We start from the raw sequence: 25,716 nt of genomic DNA, 5'->3' as shown, positions 1-25,716 counted from the left end.
TTGTATTTGATCGTTTTTATTGAATAAACATATTGTAGAAGTTCCATGCAGCCAATGCTACTAACAACACCAAGCCAATGGCTCCTACTATTTTTACATAAGGGCTGTTTTTTCGAGCGCCCATAACTTTCTCGTCGTTAGCTATTTGATACATGGCATAGCCGATAAAAGGCACCAAGAATATGGTTACGCTTTGAGCGAAAATGATGAGTTCTAAAGGCAATTTCCCGAATAACAAAGCGATGGTAGCACCGCAAACCATTACCAAGGCAATAAATAACCTTACCATTTTAGCACTCAACTGACTGCCATAGCCAAAGGCATCGCCCAATAAGCTACCGCCAACCGTTGCATTACCTACTAATGAGGAAAACGAAGCCCCAAAAAGCCCAACTAGAAACAAATCAGCCGCATATTCGCCAAACAAAGGCTGTAACGCTTTTGACATTTCTGAAGCACTGTTTACCTTAATGCCTTGCGGATGCAATACCGCAGCAGCACAAATAATGACCACTGCGCTCATAAAACCCAAAATCAGGATACCTGTTGTGCTTTTGTTGGTCACTTGGGCACCTAATTTTTTACGCTCTTGCATTAAATACGATTGATAAAAAGCCCCCACAATGGAAAAGCATGAGGCTACAAAAGCAATTAATAACACCGAAGCGCTTGGATTATAACTGGGCACAAAACCTTGTGCAATACCCGAAACAGATGGTTTAGCTAAAAAAAGTGTAGTTACAAAAGCAATGAGCATTACTGCTACCAAAGCAATCATTAACCTTTCTAGCACTTTGTAAAAACTCCTAAAAAAAGCAAGGCAATGCCAACTATGTTGAACAACACTACCCAAAGCCAAACTGGTGTACCGCTGGCCTCGGCTATGGCAATGCCCACACCTATAGAGTTACCTGCTTGAAAAGATGTAGTTACTAAAAACACACCCAAGCCTATAGCTACGGCAGCACCTTTGCCCCATTTTAGGCGAATTTGCATGAGCAAACTTTCGTTACTGCTTAGACCAATGCGAGCGCCCATATTGGTAAAAGCCAGCATAAAAAAGATGGCTACAACCACAATCCACAACATGGAGTAACCAAAATCGGCGCCTAAGCGTGACGTAATGGTCATTTTACTTGGACCAAAAACCAAGGCGGCCGTAATGATACCTGGCCCTAAACCTTTTAATAAGGATATCAGTTTATTTGAATTTGCCATTTGATCTACTGTTTTTTTGATTTGTGAAGGTGTAATGGCGCTGGCCTTGTTTCCCCAGTTTTGACGAATGTAGGTAAGCACGGCAGCAGCTTCTTCGTTGCTTAAAAAGTTAAATGCAGGCATGGCCGCTCCTGCTTGTTCGCTGCTAATGCCATTTAACAAAATAGGAATTAGCGTTTCTGGATTAGCCTTTACCTTTGCCGAACCTGCCAAAGCAGGAAATGTACCTAACACGCCTTTTCCATCTTCTTTATGGCAAGAAGCGCAGTATTGTTGGTAGATAGTTTTACCAGAAACGAGATTTTCAATTGCTGGTTCTTTTGCTTTAAGTACCTTATGCGTTGCTTGATCAGCTTTGCTAATTTTTAAAATTTTATCGTCTCCAGGCAACGGAAAACCCGGCGAAGGGTTCCAATCTTGATTACTGGTGGCTAGGTAAACCGCACCGTCTTTATCAGTACAAACATCACGTAATCGGCCATAATATTTTTCAAATAAAATCTCTTCTCCTTTGGTACTTCTACCATCATCACTTAATTTAATTACCCTTAAACTTTTTCCCTTTAAAGTAGTAAGCAACAAACTGTTTGCCCACTCGGGGATACCTTTACCATTGTGATAAGTAATACCCGCTGGAGCAATTAAGGTGTCCATGATTTGATGGGCGGCGTGGTACGATGTTGTAACGCAAATGCCTTCTCTGCTGGCAAATCTTCTTTACCCTCAATGGCTGGCCAACCATAGTTTCTCCCTTTTTCAATGAGATTGATTTCATCTTCAATAGCATCGCCATGTTCGGAAGTGTAGAGCAAACCTTTATCAGAGAAAGTAAGCCCTTGCATATTTCTAAAGCCCGATGCCCAAACGTAACTGTTCTTTGTTGGGTTATCTGCTGGTATGCTGCCATCGGTATTCATCCGAAGAATTTTACCATTTAAGCTTTTCGGGTCTTGTGCTTTTTCGCCAAAGTAGGCATCGCCTGTGGCCCAATATAATTTTTGATCTGGACCGATCGCTAAACGAGACCCATTGTGTGCGGTATAGCCATCTACCTCTAATAATACTTTTGGATTTTTTAAAGTATCAGCGGTAATTTCGTAGCGCACCAAACGGTTAATGATGAGCAAACTATCTTTTTGAACTGTATAATTTACAAACAGGTAAGGATTTTTTTGCACCTGCGGATGCACCACTAAACCCAGCAAGCCTGCGGTACGTTTGCGCCAAACTTCTGCTATTTTAACCAACTGCTTTTTTTTACCAGTCACTAAGTCTAGCTTAGAAACGGCTCCGCCTTGCTCGGCAATAAAAAGCGAATGATCATCGGCATAGCAAATATCCCAAGGCACATCCAAGTCTTTAGCTAATACTTCTACCTTTAACAGATTTTTTTCCAGCTGCACATTATCAATAGTTTGCAAATGGAGTTGATCTTGATTACAGGCGTAGCAAAATACTACGACAAGACCTACAATAATCAGCTTTGCGTATCTAAACATCATTATTTAGCCGACTTTTTTAGTTTAACGGGTTTCATCATATCGGCAGTCATTTGGTCTGGCAACTGATAAACGTTTCCTTTTTTATCCGAGAAATATAAATGAGATATAGATCGTTTTCTGCCATGTCCATCGGCCCAAAAGGCGAAGAAACCATCATGTACGTTTACAGGTTTCCTTGCATACGAATGGTTGTAGATACTGTTTGATGTAAGTGTTTTCGACTTCCAGCTCTTACCTTGGTTATTGCTGGTCCACATGACCATTTCGCCCCCAGTGTTAAAAGCTTGCGGCCCGGTGTTGGTTGGGCCAACAATGGTCCAATTACCTTTTTGATCTACCATTAAAGAACCCATATCGTAATTATTATCTGAAGTAGTTACAGGCAATATTTCCCAATCTGAGCCCGTAAACCTAGCGGTATGCCAAGTGTATGGCGCATTTTCTGGCCCAGCTTGGTAACCTTTACTGGTAATAAATAAAATGATAGGATGACCTTGCTTATCATAAGCCACATCGTTAATGTAAACGTTTAAACCTAGCGAATGATAATCTTTCACTAATGCTTCGTTTTGAATTTGAGTTAGCGGTAGCTGCACTTTTTTACCGTTTACATTCTCCCAAGTTTTGCCAAAATCTTTGGTTTGGATGTAATATAAATTGGTTCTATAGTTCAGTCCGTTTTCGCCTTCTTTCACTTGGGTGGAAATTAAATGAAGTACCTACTGTGTTTCCAAAACTACCACTGGTTTGGTAATGTCCTTCTTCAATGGTGGCTAAATCTTTCCAATCGCTGTAATTGATGCCATCGGCACTGGTCATGTAGCTAATCGTTCTACGTGGTTTGCTAGGTTGGTTGGGTATTACTTTTCTATCGTAATGCGTAAATAAATTGATAAAGCCATTTCCTGGTTGATACCAACTTTGGAGGTACGAAAAATTATTCATCGGTACTACTTTGCCATTCTCTATTTTGGTAGCCTGAATTTGTTCGAACTTAGTAATGTCGTAAGGTTTTACACTTTTGTGCACGTAAGATGGACTATTAGTACCATGAGCCGTAGAAAACAACCAAATGTACCCTTCGGCATCAATGTTCATTACCGGGTTATCGTGTGCGTTATCTGTCTTTTTATCTAAAACAATAGTCGGTTTAGGTACCATGCCGGTTTTATGGTCGAAATAAGAAACCATGTGCAATAATGCCTTGCCTGCTTGGTCCGATCCACCGTAGCAAAAAAATGTCTTGTTCTCTTTAGCTACATAAACAGAAAATGGATAGTGATTGGCTGGGTAAGTTCCCAAACCGCCACTGTATTTGTAGACATATTCGTCATTAGAAGGCTGGTTGCTGTACCATATCCCTCTATATCCAGTATCTTTTTGGTTAAGCGTTTGTACTTGCGCCAATGAAAACTGAAAGCAAGCCATAGCCATTAAGCAAGACAGAAATAATCTTCTCATTTATTTAAAGGATTTAAAAACTAGGTAGAATATGAATATTTATAAATCATTCTGCCCTAACTTATAGCTAATGACAGAATGATTTTAATGTATCCTTTTAGTTAGGATAATTTGGGTTTTGCTTAATTAAAGCAGGGTTAATATCAATCTGTGTTTGGGGAATTGGAAAAACCACATGGTGCGACTGCATACCCTTTGAAGCCATTACAGTAAGTGCTCTGTTGGTACGTACCAAATCAAACCAACGATGCCCTTCAAAAGCTAATTCTACTCTACGCTCTTGCTCTATGGCCAAACGGAAAGCCGCTTGGTCTGCTACACGCAATGTTAAATCAGCGTTATTACTGGTTTTAGGCAATAAGCCTGCCCTATTTCTAATTTGATTTAAGTAGGTAAACGCTGGTCCATCTGCTACGTAACCCTGCTCATTTAAGGCTTCGGCATACATCAACAACACATCAGCATATCTTAATACAATCCAGTTGTTATCGCTATCTAAATAGGCTGCTGGAACACCTGCATATTTGATAATGTAATTGTGTTGTACGGTGTTGGCTCCTAAAGTATAGCTGTTCCTCATCGATGCGGCTTTTCTCAAATCGCCAGCCTCATAGGCATTATTCATATCTGCCGTTGGGATGTTTTGCCCTAATGGATTACCTACACTTACTACCGCAGTACCTGAACCTATTGGCGCAAATTGGTTAGTAAACGGGCTGCCTTCGCCAGTTGAGCCTTTCCTAAACTGCACTTCAAAGATAGATTCTCTGTTGTTCTCGTTAGCGATACCAAAAACACCTGCATAAGTCGGCATTAATTGATATTTGTTTAATGACACATTGTCTATTACCTTTTTCAACTGAGGAGCAGCCAAATCCCATCTTCTCTGGGTAAGATATACTTTACCTAACAAAGCTGCCGCGGCGCCTTTTGTAGCTCTACCAATATCTGCTCCAGTAAATTCGTGTGGCAAAACGGTCTCAGCTTCTGTTAAATCAGTGATGATTTGGTTGTAAACATCGGCACTTGGGGTTCTGCCATAAGTATAACCTTCTTGCGGATTGTTGATCATTTTTACTACCAATGGCACATCGCCAAAAATGCGTACCAAGTTAAAATACATTAGCGCTCGTAAAAATTTAGCCTCGGCAGCATACCTTGCTTTTAAGCCTTCATCCATATTTACAGCCCCTATTTTATCTAACACAATATTAGCCGACTGAATAGCTTGGTAATGACCTGCCCACGTAGTGCTACTGATAGAGGTTGTAGGTAAATTTTCGAACCTATCTATGGCCAATAAGTCGGCACCTGCATTTGGATCTGTGATTTCGGTATTATCCGATCTCATTTCGCCAATCACATGCATAGATGAGTAGTACATACCACCCGTTTGCAAGCCACTATATACAGAAGCGAGTGCAGCTTTCATATCGTCGGCAGTTTTATAAAAGTTGTTCCCATTCATTTGAGAAATAGGAGCACGATCTAAAAAGTCTTTCTTACAACCACTAGCCGAAAGTAACACTATGGTACCTACAGCAAAAATTGTTTTTATATTTTTCATCTTTCTAAGATTTGTCTTTAATGGTAATGAAGCCATCCCTATAAATGAGGGAGAGTTTCATTGCTAATGTTTCTTAAAATCCAAAATTTAAACCGAACATAAATGTGCGGGCCAACGGATAAGCACCAGAATCAACACCTGGCATTAATGGGTTTGCCCCTTCTACGCTTACTTCTGGGTTGTAACCTTCGTAGTTGGTAAATGTGAAAGCATTTTGTACCGTAAAGCTAAATCTAGCATTGGCCACCTTTAGCTTTTGCGCTACCGAAGCTGGTAGGTTGTAACCCAAGGTAATGTTTCTAACTCTTAGATAAGAACCGTCTTCTACAAATGCAGAGGTAGCATTATTTATTACCGAAGCTACACCTAAAGAAGCAAAATTTCTATCTATTTGTGGAACCATACCATTACCTGGTTCAGCCTCAGATTTCCAACCATTAGCCGCACTGCGTAAAGAGTTGTTTAAGCCCGCGTAGCTTCCATAAAATCTTCTGGCTGCATTAAATGCTTCGAAACCTTGTACACCTTGTAGCGTAAACGAAAAATCAAAGTTTTTGTAAGAGAAACTATTGGTCATACCGTAGGTAAAATCAGGAAACGGACTTCCAATATTGGTTCTATCATCGGCAGTAATTACACCATCGCCATTAACATCAGCAAATTTCAACTGGCCTGGTCTAGATGCCGTAGTACCATTTGCATTTTTGATTACAGGCTGTGTATCTACTTCATTTTGATTTTGATAAACACCAATTACTTTGTAGCCAAAAAATGCGCCTGGCGTACCACCAACTTCGGTAACGTGCGTATTTCCTGCAGCGAAAGTGGTTTGTCTTGATAAGATACGTGAACCATCAGGTCCTAAAGCCAATACTTTGATATTGTTAGTAGAAAGGTTAAAATCTGTAGTCCATTTAAACTCTTTTACCAAGTTTCTGCTGGTAACTGTAAATTCTAAACCTTTGTTCTGGATTTCGCCAATGTTTTGTAACGCATTGGTATATCCTGTTAAGGTTGGTACCGGAACACTCAATAATAAGTCTGAAGTTCTTTTGTTGTAGTAATCTACCGACATGAACACTCTGTTTTGCAACACGCCAAACTCTAAACCTAAGTCTAACTGCTTATTCTTTTCCCAGCCTAATAAGCTGTTACCAATATTATTTAGCCTAATACCATTGTTAACTGTACCTCCACTTGCACCAAAAATGTAGTTATCGGCTGTAGTAAGTGCAATGGCACCGTAGTTACTGATAAAGTTATTTCCAGTAATACCGTAGCTGGCTTTAACTTTTAAATCAGACAGCCAGTTCACATTCTTCATGAAGTTTTCTTCAGAAACCCTCCATCCTAATGATACTGAAGGGAAAGCGCCCCAACGGTTATCGAAACCGAAACGAGACGAACCATCAGTTCTAAAAGTAGCGGTTAGCAAATACTTATTATCAAAACTGTAGTTGATACGAGCTAAGTAAGACAGCAAAGCCCACTCTTCTACCGGTGCTGGCGCACTGGTAATGGTACCCGCTGCATTGGTAGTTTTTACAAGATCGTTTGGAAAGTTGGTAGCGGCGATAGAAGCAGATTCTATATTTTCTTTTTGTATCGTATAACCAACTAAAGCATCAAAAGCATGTTTGTTAATTTTCTTGTTGTAGTTTAACGTAAACTCTGCCAACCAATTTCTCGACTGGATAGTATTGTTGTTGGCTGTAGCCAATTTAGTGTCGTTTACACTGTTTGGGTTAATAATAGATGGGTTAAAGATATGCTCTCTAAAGTTTCGGATATCTGCACCTACCAAAGATTTAAAATTTAACCCATTGATGATGCTTACCTCAGCGAAAGCAGTTCCTAATAACCTCATGTTACCCTGCTGATGAAAATATTCTCTAGCAATTTTAACTGCATTATCTACCTCACTTAAACCTATACCCTGACCTGTTATTTTAGTATAACTACCATCTGCGTTGTATGGAGATAAAAGCGGATTTGAAGCTAATGCCGATTGGATAATTCCACCACCTTGCCAGTTACCCTCGGCCAAAGTTTGGTTAGAAAAATTGTAGGTTGGGGTTAAGTTTGCTCCAACTTTTACCGCCTTATTTACTTGCGACTCTACGTTCACTCGGAAAGAGTAACGTTTCAAATCTGTACCTAACAATATACCATCTTGCGTTAAATAACCGCCAGACACAAAATATTTAGTTTTTTCGTTACCGCCAGAAAAATTGATCTGGTAATTGCTCATCGGTGCAGTTCTGAAAATTTCATCTTGCCAATTGGTACCTTCGCCCAAAGCATCGGGATTAGAAAATGCATCTGGAAGCACGTAAAATACTCTATTTGCAGCAGGTGTAGAAAGTAAACGAACCGAGTTAGGATCTGACGCCGATCTACCAGGAGCAGAATTAACCCATGCATTATTTCTAGCTTCATTCATATAAATAGCGTACTCTCTAGCATTTAACATATCTAGGGTTTTTTCTACCTGTTGCACGCCAGTGTTTAAGCTAAAATCTATTTTAGAAGCTCCAGATTTTCCAGATTTTGTGGTAATAAGCACCACACCATTAGAACCTCTAGAACCATAAATTGCTGTTGCCGAAGCATCTTTTAGTAGCTTGTATATTGTCAATATCTGCTGGGTTAATGGTGGCTAATGGATTGTTTCTTTGGTTGTAATCGTTAGTAATTGGGAAACCATCTACTACGTACAATGGCTCATTACCTGCACTTAGCGAGCCTGCACCTCTAATTCTAACAGTAGAACCACCGCCTGGCGCACCAGTAGCTTGCGAAACTTGTACGCCAGCCATTTGTCCGGCCATGGCATTATCTAAGCTTACCACCACTTGGTCTTTTATCTTTTTAGAATCGATAGAACTGATAGAACCCGTAACGTCTTTACGTTCTTGCTTGCCATAACCCACTACTACCAAAGTGTTTAGGTTAGCTGCTTCTTCTACCAAGTTAACGGTAATGCTAGATCTGTTGCCTACTGGTACTTCTTGTGTTACGTAACCTACATAACTAACAATTAGCACTGCATTTTCTGGCAAATTAGCTAAGCTAAAGTTACCGTTAGCATCTGTAGTAGCAGTTTGGTTACCATTTTTCACACGAATACCAGCACCTGGCAAAGGAGTAGCATTTTCTCCCAACACCTTTCCTTTAATATCGATAAAAACAGCGGCGCTTTTGGCTGGCGTTGTTTTTACCTTGGTAACCACAATTGTTTTTTGTTCGATAGAAAAAGTAAAAGGTTGATCTTTTAAAATTTCTTTTAGTGCTGTAGCAAGCGCTACATTTTTTAAATTAAAAGTAACGGGTGCTGCATCCTTTACCTCGTTATGTTTATAAAAAAGGTAATGGCCACTTTGCTCGCTAATAAGCGTTAAGGCCTTGGCCAGCGAAACGTTTTTTCCTGATGCGCTAACACTTTGCGAATAGCTCTTCGCACTAATATGGAAGCAGCTAACAATAATAATCAACACCGTAAGTTTCATTACTAGAAACATTTTGGACAGGCAAAACCCAAATGGAGATTGGATTCTACCATAAAAATTTAATTGCATACTTTTGTAAGGTTTGGTTTTTGAATTAAAGGTTCTTTAACACAGCTTTTAGGTTTAAGCCAAACATGCTTTAACAGCGATTAACCGGTTGTGTTCCCGCACTTCCGGTTTTTTTGGCCTCCCTCTATTAGTCTACTGATTACGTTTTCATACGAGGTTGGGTTTAAATTTGGTTAGTAATTAGTTAGTTATAACAATTGTTCTTCCTTTTACAGAAGTATTTATTTTACTCAGTTCTAATATCCTTAGTACACCTGCAATATCTTCGGTACGTTTAATTTTGCCTACAAATAGGTCTGCACTGATCTCTCCTTGGTATTTAACATCTACATTATACCATCTCGATATTTGACGCATTACAGTTTGTATATCTGCCTTGTCAAATTTAAAATAGCCATTTTTCCATGAAACCGCTGCTTCCAAATCGGCAGGGTTAATGTTTATTACTTTATCGGTACTTGTTAAAGAAGCCTCTTGCCCTGGGCTTAAAATTTTAGCAACACTAGCTTGGACCGCTCCATTTCTTAATTTAGCCACTTTTACACTCCCTTCTAAAAGCGTGGTGGTTTCTTTTGCCTCGTCTGTATAGCTATTTACGTTAAAATGCGTGCCTAAAACTTCTATTTGCTGATTTTGTGTACGTACGATAAAAGGCATTTTTTTATTTTTCGCAACTTCAAAGTACACTTCCCCGGTAATGTCAACCATTCTTTGGGAGCCAGCAAAATGGGTAGGAAATTTTATGGATGATGCTGCATTTAACCAAACCTTGGTTCCGTCTTCCAATACCAATTGGTACTGGCCACCACGTGGTGTAGCAATGGTGTTGATAGATGGTGCAGCTTCCCTATCCGATTCGTACTTTACCAGCCCATCAGCATTTCTTTTGGTAACTTTTAAACCAGCAGCTTGTACAATTACGCCCTGTTCTTTATCATTTAAGCCAATAGTAGAACCATCGGCCAAAGTAAGTACCGCTTGGTTGTGGCCTGGTTTAATTACTACCGCCGCTGTTTGGCTCTTATTTGGATTTGGCTTGGTCTTTTCATTATTAAATAACAAAATACCTACCGAGCAAACCAAAACTAGCATTGCCGCTGCAGCTAGCCATTTTCTGTTTAACGAAAAAGTAGCCTTTTTAACAGGCGTTAAATACATTTGTGCCGCAATACCTGTCGCAATTTGTTGCTTTGCGTTATCCTTTTGGCTTGCCGTCATCTGCTCTAGCACATTCTCTTCTGCATCAAACAAGTCGTAATAAGCGTGTAGCATCTCAATTTCTTGCTCGCTAGCCTTACCATGGTTGTACTTATTAAGAATTTCTAGAAATATTTTTTTATCCATTTTTTATTTGCCGCAACAGTTTTTACACAGCCTTTATATACAAGAGCCGCTAACCTTAAAAACTCCCACAAGAAAATAAAAATTAATTTCCGAGATGCAATAATGCAACAATGTAAAGCAAATCTAAAGCATCGCGAAGCTGCCCTACGCTTTTGCCTAATTGGTTTTGTACAGTTTTTCTACTAATGTTGAGCTTTTCTGCAATTTCTTTGGTACTCAAATCTTCGTGAAAACGAAGTTTAAAAATAGTCTGTTGTGCTGCCGGCAAGCTGTTTACCATAGCCTCATATTTAGCCATGAACTCTTTTCTTAGCAATTCTACATCCGCCCTATCGCTGCGTTGTTCTAAACAAGAGAGCAAATCCGGAATTGTGGTAAACCGCTGCTCCTTTTCCATCCATTTAAAAACATTGTTTCTAACAGACATGTAAAGATAAGAAGGTACAAAGGCAATATTTAGCTCTTTTCTTCTAGACCACAGTTGCAAAAATATATCTTGGGTAATATCTTTCGCATAATCGGCATCTTTTAAACGCTTGTATGCAGCATTGTAAACTTGCTCCCAATACCTATCGTACAGCAAATGAAAGGCAGATTCGTCATCGCCTTTCATTTGTGTTAGTAAATATTGATCGTCTACGTTATGGTCTATTGATTTTATCATACTTGTTGAAGTACGGAAATCAAAGCTATCTAATATTTTCGATTAAACAAAAATACCCGAAACTAACGAGAAAAAAACGAATTAAAACTTGGTTATTTTTTGATAACGTAATAAAGCTTCCAAAAAGTAATAATCTGCATAAATCAATGGTACATCTATTTCTCTGCCCGAAGGTAAATTACCTGTACTATGTTTCAATAAAAAGTACGGATTTTGCTGGTCTGTATTTAGGTATTTATCTGTACTAAGTGATTTTAACATCGCCACAGCAGCATTAAAATACTTCTGTTTTTCTTTATCTTTTAGAAAAGTGCTTAGCTCTAGCAAACCTGCGCTAGCAATGGCTGCGGCAGATGCATCTCTCGGGGTTTCTTTAAATTTTGCAGGCTGATAATCCCAATCTGGTTTAAAACCTGGTTGCCCCACGTTAAAATCCCAATAAGGAATTTTGTCTGCTGGCAGATTTGGATTATCGATAAAATAATCGGCCATTTTCATTGCCGTATGTAAAAAGCGTTTATCTTTTGTTTCGCGATAAACGGTAGTAAAACCGTGTATCCCCCAAGCTTGCCCTCTAGCCCAAGTAGACCCATCAGAAAAACCTTGCAGTGTTTGTTTATGTAGAACTTTTCCGGTTTTAGGATCATAATTTACCACATGATAAGAACTAAAATCTTTTCTTAAATGGTTTTTCATGGTTTGCTCTGCATGTTTTATGGCTACATCTCTGTAAGTTTTATCGCCACTAATTTTGCTTGCATAAAACAACAGTTCTAAATTCATCATGTTGTCCATAATTACCGGATATTCCCAAGTATTGATATCGCCTTTTGATTTTCTTTTATTCCAAGATTGGATGCTACCCACCACTGGAGAATATCTTTGGCACAATGATTTTGCCGACTGAAGTAGAATTTTCGGATATTTTTCATCTTTCACGAAACGAAACGCATTACCATAACTGCAATACATCATAAAGCCAATATCATGATGTGCCGTATTGTATTGGTTACTTTCTAAAGAATGTGTCCAAGCCAAAGCTGCATCTTTCCATTTTTTGTCTTTTGTAAACTCGTACATGTACCACAAGGCACCAGGCCAAAAACCTCCTGTCCATTCATCAATCTGCAAATATTTGATTTCGCCGTTTTCGTATAGCGAGTGCGGATAATCGGTAAAATTGCCTTTGGTTTTAGCCAATAAATTATCATACAATGGAGCTGCTGCTTTAAAACTTTTGGTTACAAAATTTGTTTTTTGGCCAAAGGCGATACTCCATGAAGCCAATAACAGTGTACAAAAGAGAATACGCTTTCTTATTCTAGTCATCGTTTTATATTTTAGTTATAATATATAGAGCTAGATAAATGCTAAAATCCCATTGGTTAGCAAAAATAGTTGACATACAAAAACGTTGCGACAAAATATTCAGCTCGTTTTTATCTCTATCAAAAAGCTTTAAAAAAAAGGCTATAAATTAGCTTAGCAGGTTTTGGCTAAGTATAAAAAGACTATTTTTGCACAGAAATGAAACTCAAAAACATACCGCCCATTCCTGCTGTTTTGTTAGCCATCATTAGCGTTCAAGGTGGGGCGGCCATTGCCAAAGGCATATTTCCATTTTTAGGTGCTACAGGTACGGCAACGATACGCATTGTATTATCAGCAATTATTTTGGGGCTAGCTTACCGCCCTAATTTAAAAACCATAACTGCCACCCAGTGGAAACTTGTAATCCCTTACGGTGTGGTTTTGGGAGCTATGAATTTGAGTTTCTATCTTTCTTTAGCCAAAATACCATTGGGCTTAGCGGTTACTTTGGAGTTCATTGGCCCACTTGCTTTAGCCGTATCAACTTCTAGGAAAGCCTTAGATTTTTTATGGGCTATCATGGCATCGGCAGGGATTTTTCTAATAGCTCCGTGGGGCGAAAATAGCAACATAGACTTAATTGGTGCTAGTTTGGCTCTTTTAGCTGGGGCATTTTGGGCAGCCTATATCATTATTGGTGGCAAGGTTTCTAAAACAATGGAAAGTGGAGATGCCGTAAGTATTGGTATGGCAGTAGCCAGCTGTGTTGTTTTACCATTTGCTTTTGCCGATGGAGGCTTAGCACAAGTAAACGCCAAGTTACTAACTTTAGGATTGGCCATCGCCTTGCTTTCTAGCGCTATACCTTATACTCTAGAAATGAGTGCCCTAAAGCATATACCAGCAAAAACATTCAGTATTTTAATGAGCTTAGAACCTGCAGTAGCAGCCATTTGCGGTATTTTATTTTTAAGCGAACATCTTTCTATAGTCGAATGGCTTGCTATAGCTTTGGTAGTAGTTGCGAGTTTAGGTGCATCTTTGGTAAAAAAACAAACCAAAAACGAAGTTGCCGATCCTAACATCGAAATATAAACCCACAAAAAAGGAGATACAAATTTTGCATCTCCTATATTTTATTATCCTAACGGATACTTTTAACTTAGTTCTCTTGGTGCAACCAAGCTTTTTTAGCCAATAATTCTTCTTCCGTTTCACGAATATCTTCATCGTCTACACAACAATCTACTGGACAAACAGCAGCACATTGAGGCTCGTCGTGAAAACCTTTACACTCGGTACATTTATCAGAAACAATATAATATACCTCATCAGAAACTGCATCTTGAGCAGCGCCCGCATCAATTTGAGAGCCACCAAAATCAATGATGCCATCTAAATTAGTACCGTCAGAAAATCTCCAAGCCGTACCTGCATCATAAATTGCATTATTAGGGCATTCTGGCTCACATGCCCCACAGTTTATACATTCGTCTGTTATTTTAATTGCCATGTTTTCGTCTAAATCTAAATGCGAAGTTTACCTTTGCGTCGCAAATATAATACATAATCCATTTATAATAGTTCTAAATATGTCTTCAATTCGTAAAGAACATTTAATTTTTGCCTTTAAACAGCTTGGCAATTTTCTCAGCCAGCCCAACGAAGCGCTTAGCTTGGCAATTTTTTCGGCCAAAAATGCCAATGCCTGGTTTACCGAAGAAGAGGTAGGCAAAGCTGTAAACGCATTGGCAGAGATGCTAAATGAGACAGATTTAGAACAATGGTTCGAGCATATTGAAGTAACAGCAGCGCCTAAAAAAGTAGGTTTAATCTTAGCGGGCAATATCCCATTGGTTGGTTTTCACGATGTGATGTGTGTACTGGCTACTGGCAACATTGCCCTGATCAAATTATCTTCATCTGATAATAAATTGCTGCCTTTTGTACTAAATCAGCTTTGCGAATTTTTACCAGAATTGATAAATCATATCATTTATGCCGAGCAGCTGAAAGATTTTGATGCGGTAATTGCTACTGGAAGCAATAATACTTCAAGATATTTTGAGTATTATTTTGGGAAAGTGCCTAACATTATTAGAAGAAACCGAAATAGTGTAGCGGTGCTAACTGGCAATGAAACCACAGCAGAAATAGCCGCACTAGGCCACGATATTCTAGATTACTTTGGTATGGGATGCCGTAGTATTTCAAAAATTTTTATCCCTAAAGGTTACGAAATCAAAAACTTTTTTGAACCAATAGAGCAATTTAAAGACATCATTAACCATTTTAAATACAACAACAACTACGATTACAACAAGTCTATCTACTTAGTAAATCAGCAAAAGCACTATGACAATGGCTTTCTACTCCTAAAAGAAGATGAAGGCTTTTCATCGCCTTTGGCAGTACTCTATTATGAAACTTACGAAAATGTAAACGAAGTAATGGAAAAGCTGAAACAACAGCAAGAGCAAATTCAATGTGTAGTGAGCAAAATAGCTGATGAAGATTTACAAACGCTTGCATTTGGGCAAAGCCAACACCCTAAACTTTGGGATTATGCAGATAATGTGGATACGATTGCGTTTTTATTAGGGATTAGGGATTAGGGATTAGGGATTAGGGATTAGGGATTAGGGATTAGGGATTAGGGATTAGGGATTAGGGATTAGGGAAAATTGTCCAATTGATAGATTGTTTTTATTGTTGAAAGATTGCAAGGTTGAAATGTTATAAAGTTGAAATGTTGCAAAGTTATAGCTAACTTGCCTGCCCAATTTGGAAGGACTTCGGACTTCGGACTTCGGACTTCGGACTTCGGACTTCGGACTTCGGACTTCGGACTTCGGACTTCGGACTTCGGACTTTTAACTTTTGAAACAATGTATATTATCAAAGTCAAAGGCATAGCAAAAATACCAGATTACGTACAACTAAGAGACGAAAAGTTTACTTTGCTGGCTTATTTTAGAGTAGACAGACCTGATAAATCTTTAGAGAAATTGGGTTTTGGAGACAAACAGGAAAAAATAATGAGTTTTATTAACGAGTTGCCTTTTGGACAGGTAACTAAACTAGATATTTAACATGGCAGAAAACGTAATAACCTTAAACAATGTTGATGTTTTTCAGCAGAAACATTTAAATACTCTCTAATGTAAAACTTGATGTTGCTAAAGGCGAATTTGTATTTTTAATTGGCGCAACTGGTTCAGGAAAAAGTAGTTTACTAAAAATCATTTACGGCGACTTACATATTGGCAATGGCGAAGGAAGCGTAGCTAATTTTGACTTAAAAAACCTTAAAGAAAAAGAAGTACCCTTTTTGAGAAGAAAATTAGGAATTGTTTTTCAAGATTTCCAGCTATTGAGCGATAGAACAATTGAGCAAAACCTTGAGTTTGTGTTAAAAGCTACTCTATTGGAAAGACAAAAACCTAATTACAGAACGAATTAAGGATGTATTAGAGAAAGTTGGCTTACGTTCTAAAATCAAAAAAATGCCTCACGAAATGTCTGGTGGCGAGCAACAACGTATTGTAATTGCCAGAGCTTTACTAAACAATCCAGAAATTATTTTGGCCGATGAACCAACAGGCAACTTAGACCCAGAAACTTCTGAAGAAATTGTGCTTTTATTGAAACAGATTAGCCAAAATGGAACTGCTGTTTTAATGGCCACCCACGATTATCATATCATCCGTACCTTCCCTTCGCGTATCATTAAGTGCGAAAATGGATTGGTACACGAAGACGTTCAAATAGCTTAAATGAGCTAAAGTTAACAAACAACAGACACCTATTCTGACAAAATTTTAGTTTACAGCCATTCTGTTAGTTCTACGCTAAATAAAACTGACAGCATGGCTGTTTTTTTTAGGCTGGCAAAACTTTTGTTAAGCCATACCAGAGAAATCCCTTAGTAAAAAAACACGAGTACACATGTTTAATAAGAAGAAGAAAGAAGAAGAACCAGTGGTTGAAAATAATACAGCTGAAGCAGCAGAAAGCATGAATGAAAACGTCAACGAAAGCGTGGAAAATACAGCAGCAGCGCAAAATGAAACAGTAGCTAGCGAGCCCGTAGTTGAATTATCTGTAGAAGAAAAATTACAACAACAAGTTGCAGAGCTAAACGACAAATACCTACGTCTTTTTGCCGAGTTCGACAACTTTAAACGCCGTACACAAAAAGAACGTGTAGAACTTTTGCAAACAGCTGGTAAAGATATCGTTGTTTCTCTTTTGCCTGTATTAGACGATTTTGAACGTGCCATTAAAGCAACAGAAAAATCTACAGAAGTAGCGCCAGTTCGCGAAGGTATTGAGTTGGTACAAACTAAACTGAAAAGCATTTTAAGCCAAAAAGGATTAAAAGAAATCGAAAGTTTAAACACACCTTTTGATACCGATTTACATGAGGCAATAACTCAAATTCCTTCGCCAACAGAAGAGCAAAAAGGAAAGGTAATTGATCAGTTAGAAAAAGGTTATACGCTTAACGACAAAGTAGTGCGTTTCGCAAAAGTGGTAGTGGGAGCATAAAAAATTTTGAATGATTAAATTTTAAATGATTGAATAATACATTTGGTCATTTTCTCATTTAATCATTTAATCATTAATAAAAAATGAGCAAAAGAGATTATTACGATGTACTTGGAGTTGCTAAGGGCGCATCGGCAGAAGAAATTAAGAAGGCTTACCGTAAACTGGCAATTAAATATCATCCAGATAAAAACCCTGATGACAAATCTGCAGAAGATAAGTTTAAGGAAGCTGCCGAGGCTTATGAAATACTAAGTAGCCCAGAGAAAAAACAACGTTACGACCAGTTTGGACACGCTGGAGTTGGCGGTGCAGCCGGTGGTGGTGGTTACGGCGGTGGCGGCATGAACATGGAAGATATCTTTAGCCAGTTTGGAGATATTTTTGGTGGCGGCGGTGGTAGCCCTTTTGATAGTTTCTTTGGCGGTGGCGGGCAACAGAGAGGTGGTCGCAGAGTGGCCAAGGGATCTAATTTACGTATCAAAGTAAAACTAACTCTAGAAGAAATTGCCAACGGTGCCGAGAAAAAAATCAAGGTTAACAAGCAAGTAAGCTGTAAAACTTGTGATGGCACTGGAGCAAAAGATAAAGGTTCTGTAAGTACGTGTAGCACTTGTGGTGGTGCAGGTTCGGTACGTAGAGTAACCAATACCATTTTAGGACAGATGCAAACTACAGCAACCTGCCCTACTTGTCATGGTAGCGGACAAAAAATTACAGCAAAATGTGGTGCTTGCCATGGCGATGGAACTGTTCGTGGCGAAGAAACCATTACCATCAATATCCCGGCAGGTGTGAGCGAAGGCATGCAATTAAGTATGGCTGGCAAAGGTAATGCAGCACCAAATGGTGGCGTACCCGGAGATTTAATTATCTTAGTTGAAGAAACTCCGCACGAAACCCTTAAAAGAGAAGGAAATAACGTAGTTTACGATTTGCACGTGAGCATTCCAGATGCTGCTTTAGGCGCCAGCGTAGAAGTACCAACCATTGATGGCAAGGCAAAAATTAAGATTGAGCCAGGTACGCAAAGCGGAAAACTGCTTCGCTTAAAAGGAAAAGGTATTCCAGAGGTAAATTCTTACCACAGAGGCGATCAAATTATACACGTAAACATTTGGACGCCAAAAGCTTTAAATAGCGAAGAAAGGGCATTGCTCGAAAAATTAAGAGAATCTCCAAACTTTAAACCGCAACCTGGTAAAAACGACAAAAGTTTCTTCGACAAAATGAAAGAATACTTCGAATAACAGGATGCTAAATATCATACAGCCCTCAATAAGTGAAAACTTTAGAGGGCTTTTTTTATGATGTTCCATTTTTTATTAAATGATTTTAGTCTTCTAATAATTCATTGATCAATCAAATTCATTCTTTACAAACAAATAAAAGCCCACTACGTTCTGTAATATTAAAGTAAACTAAGGTTAGCTTCTAGCTTTAATTGTAACGAACAGAACTTCAATTTATCTAATAGAAAAACAGCAAAATGGACAAAGTGATTACGTGGACAAAGGGAGTATTTGATAGCTCATATCAGATATTTAGCGATGGACAAATTTGCGGAAACTTAATTTTCGAAACTTGGAACAACCATGCTTTCGGCATCATGTCGCAAAAAAACTACCATTTTAGAACTAAAGGATTTTCAAATATTACCACTACAATTTATGGCGACAATAATGAAGAGTTGGGCATTATTACTTTTCATTTATGGCAATTTAGAGCAATTATTGCCCTAAAAAACCAAACACCTTTTACCTGGAATTATAGTAATAGCTGGTTAAGTAGTTGGAATTTAAGCAACCATCAAAATACGCAGATGCACTTCAGAGCATCTTCTGGTTCGGGCACAGTTACAGGCATAAACCTCAACAATGAACTGGCCTTAATAGCTGGTCTTTACATTAAAGAATTCTTTTCTCGTATACTTGTTGCATTTATTGCATTTGTTGCCATAATGGTAGCTGTAAGAGGTATTTAAAGCTGGGTAACACCACCACTAACAACCAGTTTCATGGCATCTGCGGCACTCATGTTAAGCGGCTTAATTTTATCTTTCTTTACAATATAAATTTGTCCTGCAAAAGAGTAAGAAAATGGGAAGTAAACAATTGCTTCGTCCATCATATCCAGCTTGCTCAAGTCGTTTTGCGTTAAAAAACCTATGCGTTTCATATCGCCTTCTGTTTCTACCAAAACAGGATGATTGAATTTCTTTTCGTCGCCAACAAATGCTTCGGTAAGATCTTTAATAGAAGTATAAATAAAATTAAAAAGCGGTAATTTATTTAACCAGCGTCTAAACCAGCTGTACATAGGCTCGGTTACAAAATAGGTTACAAAAATGCCCGCCGCAAGAATAATGGCCAAAACTAATACCAAACCTAAACCCGGAATGTTACGGCTTTCGCCCGTATTTGGATCTACACCTAAAATGTTATTGATATTTAACCAACTATCTACCGTACTAACTGCCCAAATTACTATAAAAATACTAAGGGCAATTGGCATCACAATTAATAGTCCTTTAATTAGGTAGTTTAACAGTGCTTTTCCAATCTTATTCATGCCGCAAAATTATTGATTAAACCACAAAGTACACCAAGATCATTAAGCTTTTTATATTTCGGCTAAAAGTCTTCCCTCTGGAAAGATTTGGATGTACTTATTCGTAATAATAAACCCGCTTTACCCTTTGCGATACATTGGTTAAAATCTCGTAAGGAATGGTATTGATTTCTTTGGCCAAAGCAACAATGCTGTGCTCTTCATTAAAAACAATTACCTCATCTCCTACTTCCACATTTAAACCGGTAATATCTATCATACACATATCCATACAAATAGCGCCAACGGTTGGCGCCAATTTCCCATCTACCAACATTTTACCAACACCATTACCAAAAGCACGGCTATAACCATCGGCATAGCCAATTTTTACAGTAGCAATTTGCCCGCCATTGGGTAAACTGCCTCTTCTGCCATAGCCTACCGTTTCGTTCGCATAAATGTGTTTAACTTGTGTGATGGTAGTTTTCAAAGTGGCCACAGTTCTTAAACCATCTGCTCTCCCCCTATCTTTTTGAGCTTCAAGCGCAGCATCAAAACCATACAAACCTATCCCTAACCTTACCATATCAAAATGATACTGTGCCCAGCGGCTAATGCCCGAAGTATTTAGCACGTGCCTAATAGGCTTGTAAGTAAGGTAATTGGCCAATACCTCGTACATTTGCTCGTACCAAATTACCTGTAATTGGGTAAACTCATCGTGTTGCTTGTCATCTGTAGCTACCAAATGTGTAAATATAGATACCACTTCAAGCTGTTGCGTGTTTTTAAGCAAGGCAGCTAACTCGGCCATGTGGTAATGCTCAAATCCCAATCGGTGCATTCCAGTATCTAGTTTAATATGAATTGGAAAATCTACTACATCTCTTGGTAAGAAAGATAGAAAGCTCTGCAGCACCTCCAAACTATAAATTTCTGGTTCTAATTGATACCTTAACATGGCATCAAATGCAGATGGCTCTGGACTCATGACCATAATTGGCAAACTAATGCCAGCTTTACGCAGAGCGATACCCTCATCTACATAAGCTACGGCCAAATAATCCACTTTGTGGTACTGTAATAAATTGGCGATTTCGAAACTACCACTACCATAAGAAAATGCCTTTACCATGGCCATAGTTTTTACACCTGGAGATAATTTAGACCTATAAAATTGCAAATTAGCTAACAGCGCATTCAAATTAACTTCCAATACGGTATCGTGTACTTTTTGTGTCAAACGCTTAACCACCTGTTCAAAACCAAACTTACGGGCACCTTTTACCAAAATAGTTTCATTATGAAAATTCTGCTCGCTAATGTTGGCCAAAAAGTGTTCAGTATCTTTATAAAAACTACTTTCTATTTTAAACAGATGTTGATGAGCGCCAATCTGTTCGCCTATACCAATTAACCGATTTATCTTCTTTTGGTTAAGCAAAAGTGATATTTCTTGATAAAGTTCATCGGCAGATTTACCCGTTTCGTGCAAATCAGATAAGATTAAAGTTCGTTTTGGATGTTGATTTTGCTGATTTAAAAAATCCAAAGCAATGCTAAGCGAAGAAATATCAGCACTGTAACTATCGTCAATTAAAGAACAATTGTCTATCCCATTAATCAACTGTAGGCGCATTCCTACCTTAACCAGTTTTGACAACCTGTTCGCTGCATTTTGTGCAGTATATCCCATTGCAAGCAACGTTGCCCAACAAATTACTGCATTTTCAATTGACGCCGCGTCTGTAAATGGTATCGTAACTTCAAATTGTTCTTCTGCATATTTCGCTTTTAAAATAGTATTTGTTCCTTGGTTTAAAACATCCACTATTTGTAGATCTGCGGCTTGGTTAAAACTCCATGCAAACTTTTTCTTACCTGGCAAGGCAATATCTGCCACTATATGTTCTGGCGAATAAATAAAGGTTTCTACCCCTTCAAAAAGTTGTAGTTTTTCTTTTAGCTTTTCTGCTTTATTGGCAAAACCTTCATCATGTGCCTCGCGAATATTGGTTAGTATGCCTATGCTCGGCTTAATAATGGCAGCCAGTCGCTCCATTTCTCCAACCGTAGAAATACCTGCTTCGAAAATCCCTAAATTGTGGCTATTATTGATTTGCCATACCGAAAGGGGAACGCCTATTTGCGAATTATAGCTTTTGGGACTGCGTACAATGTTAAAATCTGCAGCTAATAATTGATACAACCACTCTTTTACAACCGTTTTGCCGTTGCTACCGGTAATTCCTAGCACTTTTAAATGGTGTTTAGCACGATGATGTATCGCCAACTGTTGTAGCGCCAAAAGTGCATCTCCTACCTTAATCCAATTAGCTTCCGGATATTGGTCTTGCGCTATATCGCTAGAAACAACAAAATTACGGATACCATTTTGATAAGCGTTGCCAATAAATTGATGGCCATCTCTTTGCGCCTTAATGGAAAAAAACAGCGCTTGCGGCGCATTACTTAGTGTACGGCTATCAATTACCAAACTTGTAATACATGCGTCTTTATTTACGAATAAGCCTTTGCCCTTAATTATTTCAGCAATTTGTTCAATGGTATAAATATCCGCTTTAGACATGGTATTGATAAGTTATGAGAATTTTTTACGAATTTCAACAAATATTTATGAACCGTGTATGATTAAATGAGAATTGTTTAGAAAATGTATGATGATTTAATGATGAAGAACATCTAACAAATAAAACATAAATATAAACAGATGAATAGTGCACAAGAAAGAAAATACAATTACGACATTAAAACCGCTTTACAGAAAGCTGCAAACTGGTGCGCCTACCAAGAAAGATCGCAGCAAGAAGTAAGAGATAAGCTGTACGAATGGCAAATGAAACCTTTTGAAGTGGAAGAAATTATCTCGGCGCTTATTTCTGAGAACTTTTTAAACGAGGAAAGATTTGCATTTGCTTACGTTTCTGGCAAGTTCAAAATTAAAAAATGGGGTAAAATAAAAATAAAGCAAGGGCTTAAACTAAAACGCGTACCCGAGCCTCTCATTAAAAAAGCCCTAAATAGCATTGATGGCGATGAATATTTCGAAACCCTACAACAATTGCTAGAGAAAAAGCAACAGACCGAGAAAGAGAAAAATACCATTAAGCGACAATTTAAACTCTTAAATTATCTTCATAGCAAAGGTTATGAGAAAGATCTAATCTTTACTCTATTAAAAACCACCTAATTTCATGTACTAGCATACTATCAAAAAGTAAGATTTTGAGGATAGGTTCTCAAACAAAAAATGTATAAATGCGAACTGTTCATGATAAAATAACCATTAAACACGGCAATGGCGTAATTATTTTATCATGCTAAAGAACCTTTAGCCACCAAAAAGAAAATTATAGTTTAATGAACAACAACAAGTTAGAACAAAACGTTAATTTTTTATTAAATATTTCTTGGCAAAAATATAAATCTGCGTATATTTGCAACACCAAAACGAAAACGACCTCTTAAAGAAGTCAAAAGTTTTGAAATATCGGATGATATTAACAATGCGAAAGTAGCTCAGTTGGTAGAGCACGACCTTGCCAAGGTCGGGGTCGCGAGTTCGAATCTCGTCTTTCGCTCTAAATGCCCTCCTATCAGGGGGCATTTAATTTTGAAAAGCTTTAAGCTTTGCTGAAGTGGTGGAACTGGTAGACACGCAGGACTTAAAATCCTGTGCCCTCAACAGGCGTGCGGGTTCGATTCCCGCCTTCAGTACAAACCTTCTTTATTCATCTAAAGAAGGTTTTTTTTCAAGATTTCATGATGATGATGCCTTGAAAATAAAATTTAAAAATATATAAAATATCGGATGATATTAACAATGCGAAAGTAGCTCAGTTGGTAGAGCACGACCTTGCCAAGGTCGGGGTCGCGAGTTCGAATCTCGTCTTTCGCTCTAAATGCCTTCCTACCAGGAGGCATTTAATTTTAGAAAGCATTATGCTTTTGCTGAAGTGGTGGAACTGGTAGACACGTCCCGATGAAAATCGGGATGCCGTCAATAAGCAAGCGCCATGTTTAAAGGCTCAGATGGTGGAACTGGTAGACACGCAGGACTTAAAATCCTGTGCCCTCAACAGGCGTGCGGGTTCGATTCCCGCTCTGAGTACATAAAAATCTAAGGAAAGCTATCAGAAATGATGGCTTTTATTTTTTGGTCTATGTTTTTTACCTATGTACTTCAATCTGAAAAGAGCGGAAGGTTCTATATTGGACACACCGAAGATCTGACAGCTAGGTTGGATAGGCATAATAATGGCTTCGTGATTTCTACCAGAAATAAGGGACCTTGGAAGATAGCCTACTCTGAAAAATTCCAGACCAAAGCTGAAGCTAACATACGTGAGATGGAAATCAAATCAAAAAAAGCAGAAAATATATTGAAGCACTGATTGCAAACAATGGCTGACACGTCCCGATCTTAATCGGGATGCCCTCAACAGGCGTGCGGGTTCGATTCCCGCTCTGAGTACATAAAAATCTAAGGAAAGCTATCAGAAATGATGGCTTTTATTTTTTGGTCTATGTTTTTTACCTATGTACTTCAATCTGAAAAGAGCGGAAGGTTCTATATTGGACACACCGAAGATCTGACAGCTAGGTTGGATAGGCATAATAATGGCTTCGTGATTTCTACCAGAAATAAGGGACCTTGGAAGATAGCCTACTCTGAAAAATTCCAGACCAAAGCTGAAGCTAACATACGTGAGATGGAAATCAAATCAAAAAAAGCAGAAAATATATTGAAGCACTGATTGCAAACAATGGCTGACACGTCCCGATCTTAATCGGGATGCCCTCAACAGGCGTGCGGGTTCGATTCCCGCTCTGAGTACATAAAAATCTAAGGAAAGCTATCAGAAATGATGGCTTTTATTTTTTGGTCTATGTTTTTTACCTATGTACTTCAATCTGAAAAGAGCGGAAGGTTCTATATTGGACACACCGAAGATCTGACAGCTAGGTTGGATAGGCATAATAATGGCTTCGTGATTTCTACCAGAAATAAGGGACCTTGGAAAATAGCCTACTCTGAAAAATTCCAGACCAAAGCGGAAGCTAACATACGTGAGATGGAAATCAAATCCAAAAAAAGCAGAAAATATATTGAAGCACTGATTGCAAACAATGGCTGACACGTCCCGATCTTAATCGGGATGCCCTCAACAGGCGTGCGGGTTCGATTCCCGCTCTGAGTACTCAACGGAAGGCACGTTCCAAAAGACGTGACTTCCCGTTTTTGCTTCCTCCCAATTATTTGGTAATCAATTATATAATTCAGCTTCTTTCGTTCAATCTAGTGGTTCGATAATTTGTTCCATCAAATCGTATGTTTTCACGAAATATCCAACCGAAAATTTGCCTTTTCTTTAGCAAATCACAACTCAAATATAGCGTCCTGAGATGGGAAAGCGCATTTACGGCCTGTGTAATCATGCGATCAATGTTTGAAATATTCGAGTTTTGTCTCTTTGCCTCTGATAGTTCATATTTTAATTTTTTGATCTTTTCTGGGGGATATTCCAAAAGTGACCACCTTTTTTTATACAAAGTGGCCACATATTACGCACTAGAGTATCCACCTAATTTCGCTTAAAAGTGATCATTCGTCTGACTTAATAAATGATTTTAAAAATTAAAATCATTGTTCTGTATTGACGTATCCACTATAATTTAAATGCTTCATATCTTCTTAAACTTGCGTAAAATTGAAAGATTTTTGTCCGTTCTAATGCAGTTGGATTTTCGTTCAGAATTTTGCTGATAAACGGAGAAGATGTAGCCTTTTGCGTAGCAAAAGAGGCTTAGAAAGAGTAAATACTTGAAATTCCCTGGACCCCATATTATGAAAATCGAATTATCAAGGGCATAGTGGGTCTGGTGGCCAGTTTGGAACGGAAGGCGGTGGTCACTTTTGACGAAATCTACACATTGTAAACTGAT

At 38.4% G+C, this 25,716-nt stretch carries 23 protein-coding genes, 4 tRNA genes and 2 pseudogenes; 15 read left to right on the top strand and 14 right to left on the bottom strand.

What is annotated here, in order from left to right; genetic code table 11:
- Nucleotides 1-16: 16 nt before the first annotated feature.
- From OVA16_RS12905 to OVA16_RS12855, 11 genes and pseudogenes are all read right to left on the bottom strand, one after another.
- Nucleotides 17-793 (bottom strand): NRAMP family divalent metal transporter, encoded by a 777-nt coding sequence (locus OVA16_RS12905; RefSeq protein WP_267760001.1) that lies wholly within the window; start codon nucleotides 791-793, stop codon nucleotides 17-19.
- Nucleotides 787-1,341: a divalent metal cation transporter gene (locus OVA16_RS20280; protein WP_420712348.1), complete on the bottom strand. Its 555-nt coding sequence runs from the start codon at nucleotides 1,339-1,341 to the stop codon at nucleotides 787-789. The genes OVA16_RS12905 and OVA16_RS20280 overlap by 7 nt, the downstream gene beginning before the upstream one ends.
- Nucleotides 1,333-2,717 (bottom strand): annotated as a pseudogene (locus tag OVA16_RS12895) (PQQ-dependent sugar dehydrogenase); the annotation flags it as partial. The gene OVA16_RS20280 and the pseudogene OVA16_RS12895, both read right to left, overlap by 9 nt.
- A 2-nt stretch (nucleotides 2,718-2,719) precedes the next feature.
- Nucleotides 2,720-3,415, bottom strand: a complete 696-nt coding sequence (locus tag OVA16_RS12890; RefSeq protein WP_267759998.1) for a BNR-4 repeat-containing protein — start codon at nucleotides 3,413-3,415, stop codon at nucleotides 2,720-2,722.
- Nucleotides 3,384-4,181: a hypothetical protein gene (locus OVA16_RS12885; RefSeq protein ID WP_267759996.1), complete on the bottom strand. Its 798-nt coding sequence runs from the start codon at nucleotides 4,179-4,181 to the stop codon at nucleotides 3,384-3,386. Before OVA16_RS12885 ends, OVA16_RS12890 begins: the two co-directional genes overlap by 32 nt.
- A gap of 97 nt (nucleotides 4,182-4,278) precedes the next feature.
- Nucleotides 4,279-5,748 carry a RagB/SusD family nutrient uptake outer membrane protein gene (locus tag OVA16_RS12880; RefSeq protein ID WP_267759994.1) on the bottom strand — a complete coding sequence of 490 codons (1,470 nt, stop codon included), beginning with the start codon at nucleotides 5,746-5,748 and terminating at the stop codon, nucleotides 4,279-4,281.
- A 73-nt stretch (nucleotides 5,749-5,821) separates the two neighbouring features.
- Nucleotides 5,822-8,386, bottom strand: coding sequence for a SusC/RagA family TonB-linked outer membrane protein (locus OVA16_RS12875; RefSeq protein WP_267759992.1), 2,565 nt, complete (start codon nucleotides 8,384-8,386; stop codon nucleotides 5,822-5,824).
- A complete protein-coding gene (locus OVA16_RS12870) occupies nucleotides 8,331-9,257 on the bottom strand; it encodes an STN domain-containing protein (protein ID WP_267759990.1) in 927 nt (308 codons plus the stop codon). The genes OVA16_RS12875 and OVA16_RS12870 overlap by 56 nt, the downstream gene beginning before the upstream one ends.
- A 249-nt stretch (nucleotides 9,258-9,506) precedes the next feature.
- Complete coding sequence (locus tag OVA16_RS12865; RefSeq protein ID WP_267759988.1) at nucleotides 9,507-10,670, bottom strand: FecR family protein; 1,164 nt, start codon at nucleotides 10,668-10,670, stop codon at nucleotides 9,507-9,509.
- A gap of 82 nt (nucleotides 10,671-10,752) precedes the next feature.
- The gene (locus OVA16_RS12860) at nucleotides 10,753-11,334 is read right to left on the bottom strand and encodes an RNA polymerase sigma factor (protein WP_267759985.1); all 582 of its coding nucleotides are present in this window, start codon (nucleotides 11,332-11,334) and stop codon (nucleotides 10,753-10,755) included.
- A gap of 81 nt (nucleotides 11,335-11,415) precedes the next feature.
- Complete coding sequence (locus OVA16_RS12855) at nucleotides 11,416-12,663, bottom strand: glycoside hydrolase family 88 protein (protein ID WP_267759983.1); 1,248 nt, start codon at nucleotides 12,661-12,663, stop codon at nucleotides 11,416-11,418.
- A gap of 198 nt (nucleotides 12,664-12,861) precedes the next feature.
- Between OVA16_RS12855 and OVA16_RS12850 the strand changes: the two genes are divergently transcribed.
- On the top strand, nucleotides 12,862-13,740 hold the full coding sequence (locus OVA16_RS12850) for an EamA family transporter (RefSeq protein ID WP_267759981.1): 879 nt from the start codon (nucleotides 12,862-12,864) through the stop codon (nucleotides 13,738-13,740).
- A 67-nt stretch (nucleotides 13,741-13,807) separates the two neighbouring features.
- Here OVA16_RS12850 and OVA16_RS12845 read toward each other — a convergent pair whose 3' ends face one another.
- Nucleotides 13,808-14,158 (bottom strand): 4Fe-4S dicluster domain-containing protein, encoded by a 351-nt coding sequence (locus OVA16_RS12845; protein ID WP_138730805.1) that lies wholly within the window; start codon nucleotides 14,156-14,158, stop codon nucleotides 13,808-13,810.
- Between the two features lie 79 nt (nucleotides 14,159-14,237).
- On the opposite strand from OVA16_RS12845, the gene OVA16_RS12840 reads away from it, so the two are divergent.
- The 6 genes and pseudogenes from OVA16_RS12840 to OVA16_RS12815 all read left to right on the top strand — a co-directional run bounded on the left by OVA16_RS12840 (nucleotide 14,238) and on the right by OVA16_RS12815 (nucleotide 19,180).
- Complete coding sequence (locus tag OVA16_RS12840) at nucleotides 14,238-15,260, top strand: acyl-CoA reductase (RefSeq protein ID WP_267759977.1); 1,023 nt, start codon at nucleotides 14,238-14,240, stop codon at nucleotides 15,258-15,260.
- A gap of 273 nt (nucleotides 15,261-15,533) precedes the next feature.
- The gene (locus OVA16_RS12835) at nucleotides 15,534-15,737 is read left to right on the top strand and encodes a fructose-6-phosphate aldolase (RefSeq protein WP_097131051.1); all 204 of its coding nucleotides are present in this window, start codon (nucleotides 15,534-15,536) and stop codon (nucleotides 15,735-15,737) included.
- Between the two features lies 1 nt (nucleotide 15,738).
- A pseudogene (locus tag OVA16_RS12830) lies at nucleotides 15,739-16,421 on the top strand (cell division ATP-binding protein FtsE).
- 172 nt (nucleotides 16,422-16,593) lie between these two features.
- A complete protein-coding gene (locus tag OVA16_RS12825) occupies nucleotides 16,594-17,196 on the top strand; it encodes a nucleotide exchange factor GrpE (RefSeq protein WP_267759973.1) in 603 nt (200 codons plus the stop codon).
- An 83-nt stretch (nucleotides 17,197-17,279) separates the two neighbouring features.
- Entirely contained in the window at nucleotides 17,280-18,446 is a 1,167-nt protein-coding gene (dnaJ, locus tag OVA16_RS12820) for a molecular chaperone DnaJ (RefSeq protein WP_267759971.1), read from the top strand.
- 239 nt (nucleotides 18,447-18,685) lie between these two features.
- Nucleotides 18,686-19,180 (top strand): hypothetical protein, encoded by a 495-nt coding sequence (locus OVA16_RS12815; protein WP_267759969.1) that lies wholly within the window; start codon nucleotides 18,686-18,688, stop codon nucleotides 19,178-19,180.
- Here the strand turns inward: OVA16_RS12815 and OVA16_RS12810 are convergent.
- Nucleotides 19,177-19,767: a DUF502 domain-containing protein gene (locus OVA16_RS12810; RefSeq protein ID WP_267759967.1), complete on the bottom strand. Its 591-nt coding sequence runs from the start codon at nucleotides 19,765-19,767 to the stop codon at nucleotides 19,177-19,179. The two genes, OVA16_RS12815 and OVA16_RS12810, sit on opposite strands and share 4 nt — an antisense overlap.
- Before the next feature lie 97 nt (nucleotides 19,768-19,864).
- The gene (locus OVA16_RS12805) at nucleotides 19,865-22,339 is read right to left on the bottom strand and encodes a bifunctional UDP-N-acetylmuramoyl-tripeptide:D-alanyl-D-alanine ligase/alanine racemase (RefSeq protein WP_267759964.1); all 2,475 of its coding nucleotides are present in this window, start codon (nucleotides 22,337-22,339) and stop codon (nucleotides 19,865-19,867) included.
- 141 nt (nucleotides 22,340-22,480) lie between these two features.
- On the opposite strand from OVA16_RS12805, the gene OVA16_RS12800 reads away from it, so the two are divergent.
- From OVA16_RS12800 to OVA16_RS12765, 8 genes are all read left to right on the top strand, one after another.
- The gene (locus OVA16_RS12800; RefSeq protein ID WP_267759962.1) at nucleotides 22,481-22,960 is read left to right on the top strand and encodes a regulatory protein RecX; all 480 of its coding nucleotides are present in this window, start codon (nucleotides 22,481-22,483) and stop codon (nucleotides 22,958-22,960) included.
- Nucleotides 22,961-23,278: 318 nt separating this feature from the next.
- Nucleotides 23,279-23,351: transfer RNA gene (locus OVA16_RS12795), tRNA-Gly, on the top strand.
- A gap of 51 nt (nucleotides 23,352-23,402) precedes the next feature.
- Nucleotides 23,403-23,487: transfer RNA gene (locus tag OVA16_RS12790), tRNA-Leu, on the top strand.
- Between the two features lie 108 nt (nucleotides 23,488-23,595).
- Nucleotides 23,596-23,668: transfer RNA gene (locus OVA16_RS12785), tRNA-Gly, on the top strand.
- A gap of 128 nt (nucleotides 23,669-23,796) precedes the next feature.
- Nucleotides 23,797-23,881 (top strand) — tRNA-Leu (locus OVA16_RS12780).
- 52 nt (nucleotides 23,882-23,933) lie between these two features.
- A complete protein-coding gene (locus OVA16_RS12775; RefSeq protein ID WP_267759960.1) occupies nucleotides 23,934-24,164 on the top strand; it encodes a GIY-YIG nuclease family protein in 231 nt (76 codons plus the stop codon).
- A 132-nt stretch (nucleotides 24,165-24,296) separates the two neighbouring features.
- On the top strand, nucleotides 24,297-24,527 hold the full coding sequence (locus OVA16_RS12770; protein WP_267759960.1) for a GIY-YIG nuclease family protein: 231 nt from the start codon (nucleotides 24,297-24,299) through the stop codon (nucleotides 24,525-24,527).
- Between the two features lie 132 nt (nucleotides 24,528-24,659).
- Complete coding sequence (locus tag OVA16_RS12765; protein WP_267759958.1) at nucleotides 24,660-24,908, top strand: GIY-YIG nuclease family protein; 249 nt, start codon at nucleotides 24,660-24,662, stop codon at nucleotides 24,906-24,908.
- Nucleotides 24,909-25,716 lie beyond the last annotated feature (808 nt).

It is taken from the genome of Pedobacter sp. SL55 (assembly GCF_026625705.1).
GTDB lineage: Bacteria > Bacteroidota > Bacteroidia > Sphingobacteriales > Sphingobacteriaceae > Pedobacter.
The sequence above is the reverse complement of the archived record's forward strand: the minus strand, read 5'-3'. Positions and strand labels throughout refer to the sequence as shown.

Coding starts and splice junctions, on each gene's coding strand:
- OVA16_RS20280 (WP_420712348.1), bottom strand. CDS start 1,341: ATGCCTGCATTTAACTTTTTAAGCAACGAAGAAGCTGCTGCCGTGCTT.
- OVA16_RS12885 (WP_267759996.1), bottom strand. CDS start 4,181: ATGAGAAGATTATTTCTGTCTTGCTTAATGGCTATGGCTTGCTTTCAG.
- OVA16_RS12880 (WP_267759994.1), bottom strand. CDS start 5,748: ATGAAAAATATAAAAACAATTTTTGCTGTAGGTACCATAGTGTTACTT.
- OVA16_RS12870 (WP_267759990.1), bottom strand. CDS start 9,257: ATGAAACTTACGGTGTTGATTATTATTGTTAGCTGCTTCCATATTAGT.
- OVA16_RS12865 (WP_267759988.1), bottom strand. CDS start 10,670: ATGGATAAAAAAATATTTCTAGAAATTCTTAATAAGTACAACCATGGT.
- OVA16_RS12860 (WP_267759985.1), bottom strand. CDS start 11,334: ATGATAAAATCAATAGACCATAACGTAGACGATCAATATTTACTAACA.
- OVA16_RS12855 (WP_267759983.1), bottom strand. CDS start 12,663: ATGACTAGAATAAGAAAGCGTATTCTCTTTTGTACACTGTTATTGGCT.
- OVA16_RS12850 (WP_267759981.1), top strand. CDS start 12,862: ATGAAACTCAAAAACATACCGCCCATTCCTGCTGTTTTGTTAGCCATC.
- OVA16_RS12845 (WP_138730805.1), bottom strand. CDS start 14,158: ATGGCAATTAAAATAACAGACGAATGTATAAACTGTGGGGCATGTGAG.
- OVA16_RS12840 (WP_267759977.1), top strand. CDS start 14,238: ATGTCTTCAATTCGTAAAGAACATTTAATTTTTGCCTTTAAACAGCTT.
- OVA16_RS12835 (WP_097131051.1), top strand. CDS start 15,534: ATGTATATTATCAAAGTCAAAGGCATAGCAAAAATACCAGATTACGTA.
- OVA16_RS12825 (WP_267759973.1), top strand. CDS start 16,594: ATGTTTAATAAGAAGAAGAAAGAAGAAGAACCAGTGGTTGAAAATAAT.
- dnaJ (WP_267759971.1), top strand. CDS start 17,280: ATGAGCAAAAGAGATTATTACGATGTACTTGGAGTTGCTAAGGGCGCA.
- OVA16_RS12815 (WP_267759969.1), top strand. CDS start 18,686: ATGGACAAAGTGATTACGTGGACAAAGGGAGTATTTGATAGCTCATAT.
- OVA16_RS12810 (WP_267759967.1), bottom strand. CDS start 19,767: ATGAATAAGATTGGAAAAGCACTGTTAAACTACCTAATTAAAGGACTA.
- OVA16_RS12805 (WP_267759964.1), bottom strand. CDS start 22,339: ATGTCTAAAGCGGATATTTATACCATTGAACAAATTGCTGAAATAATT.
- OVA16_RS12800 (WP_267759962.1), top strand. CDS start 22,481: ATGAATAGTGCACAAGAAAGAAAATACAATTACGACATTAAAACCGCT.
- OVA16_RS12775 (WP_267759960.1), top strand. CDS start 23,934: ATGTTTTTTACCTATGTACTTCAATCTGAAAAGAGCGGAAGGTTCTAT.
- OVA16_RS12770 (WP_267759960.1), top strand. CDS start 24,297: ATGTTTTTTACCTATGTACTTCAATCTGAAAAGAGCGGAAGGTTCTAT.
- OVA16_RS12765 (WP_267759958.1), top strand. CDS start 24,660: ATGTTTTTTACCTATGTACTTCAATCTGAAAAGAGCGGAAGGTTCTAT.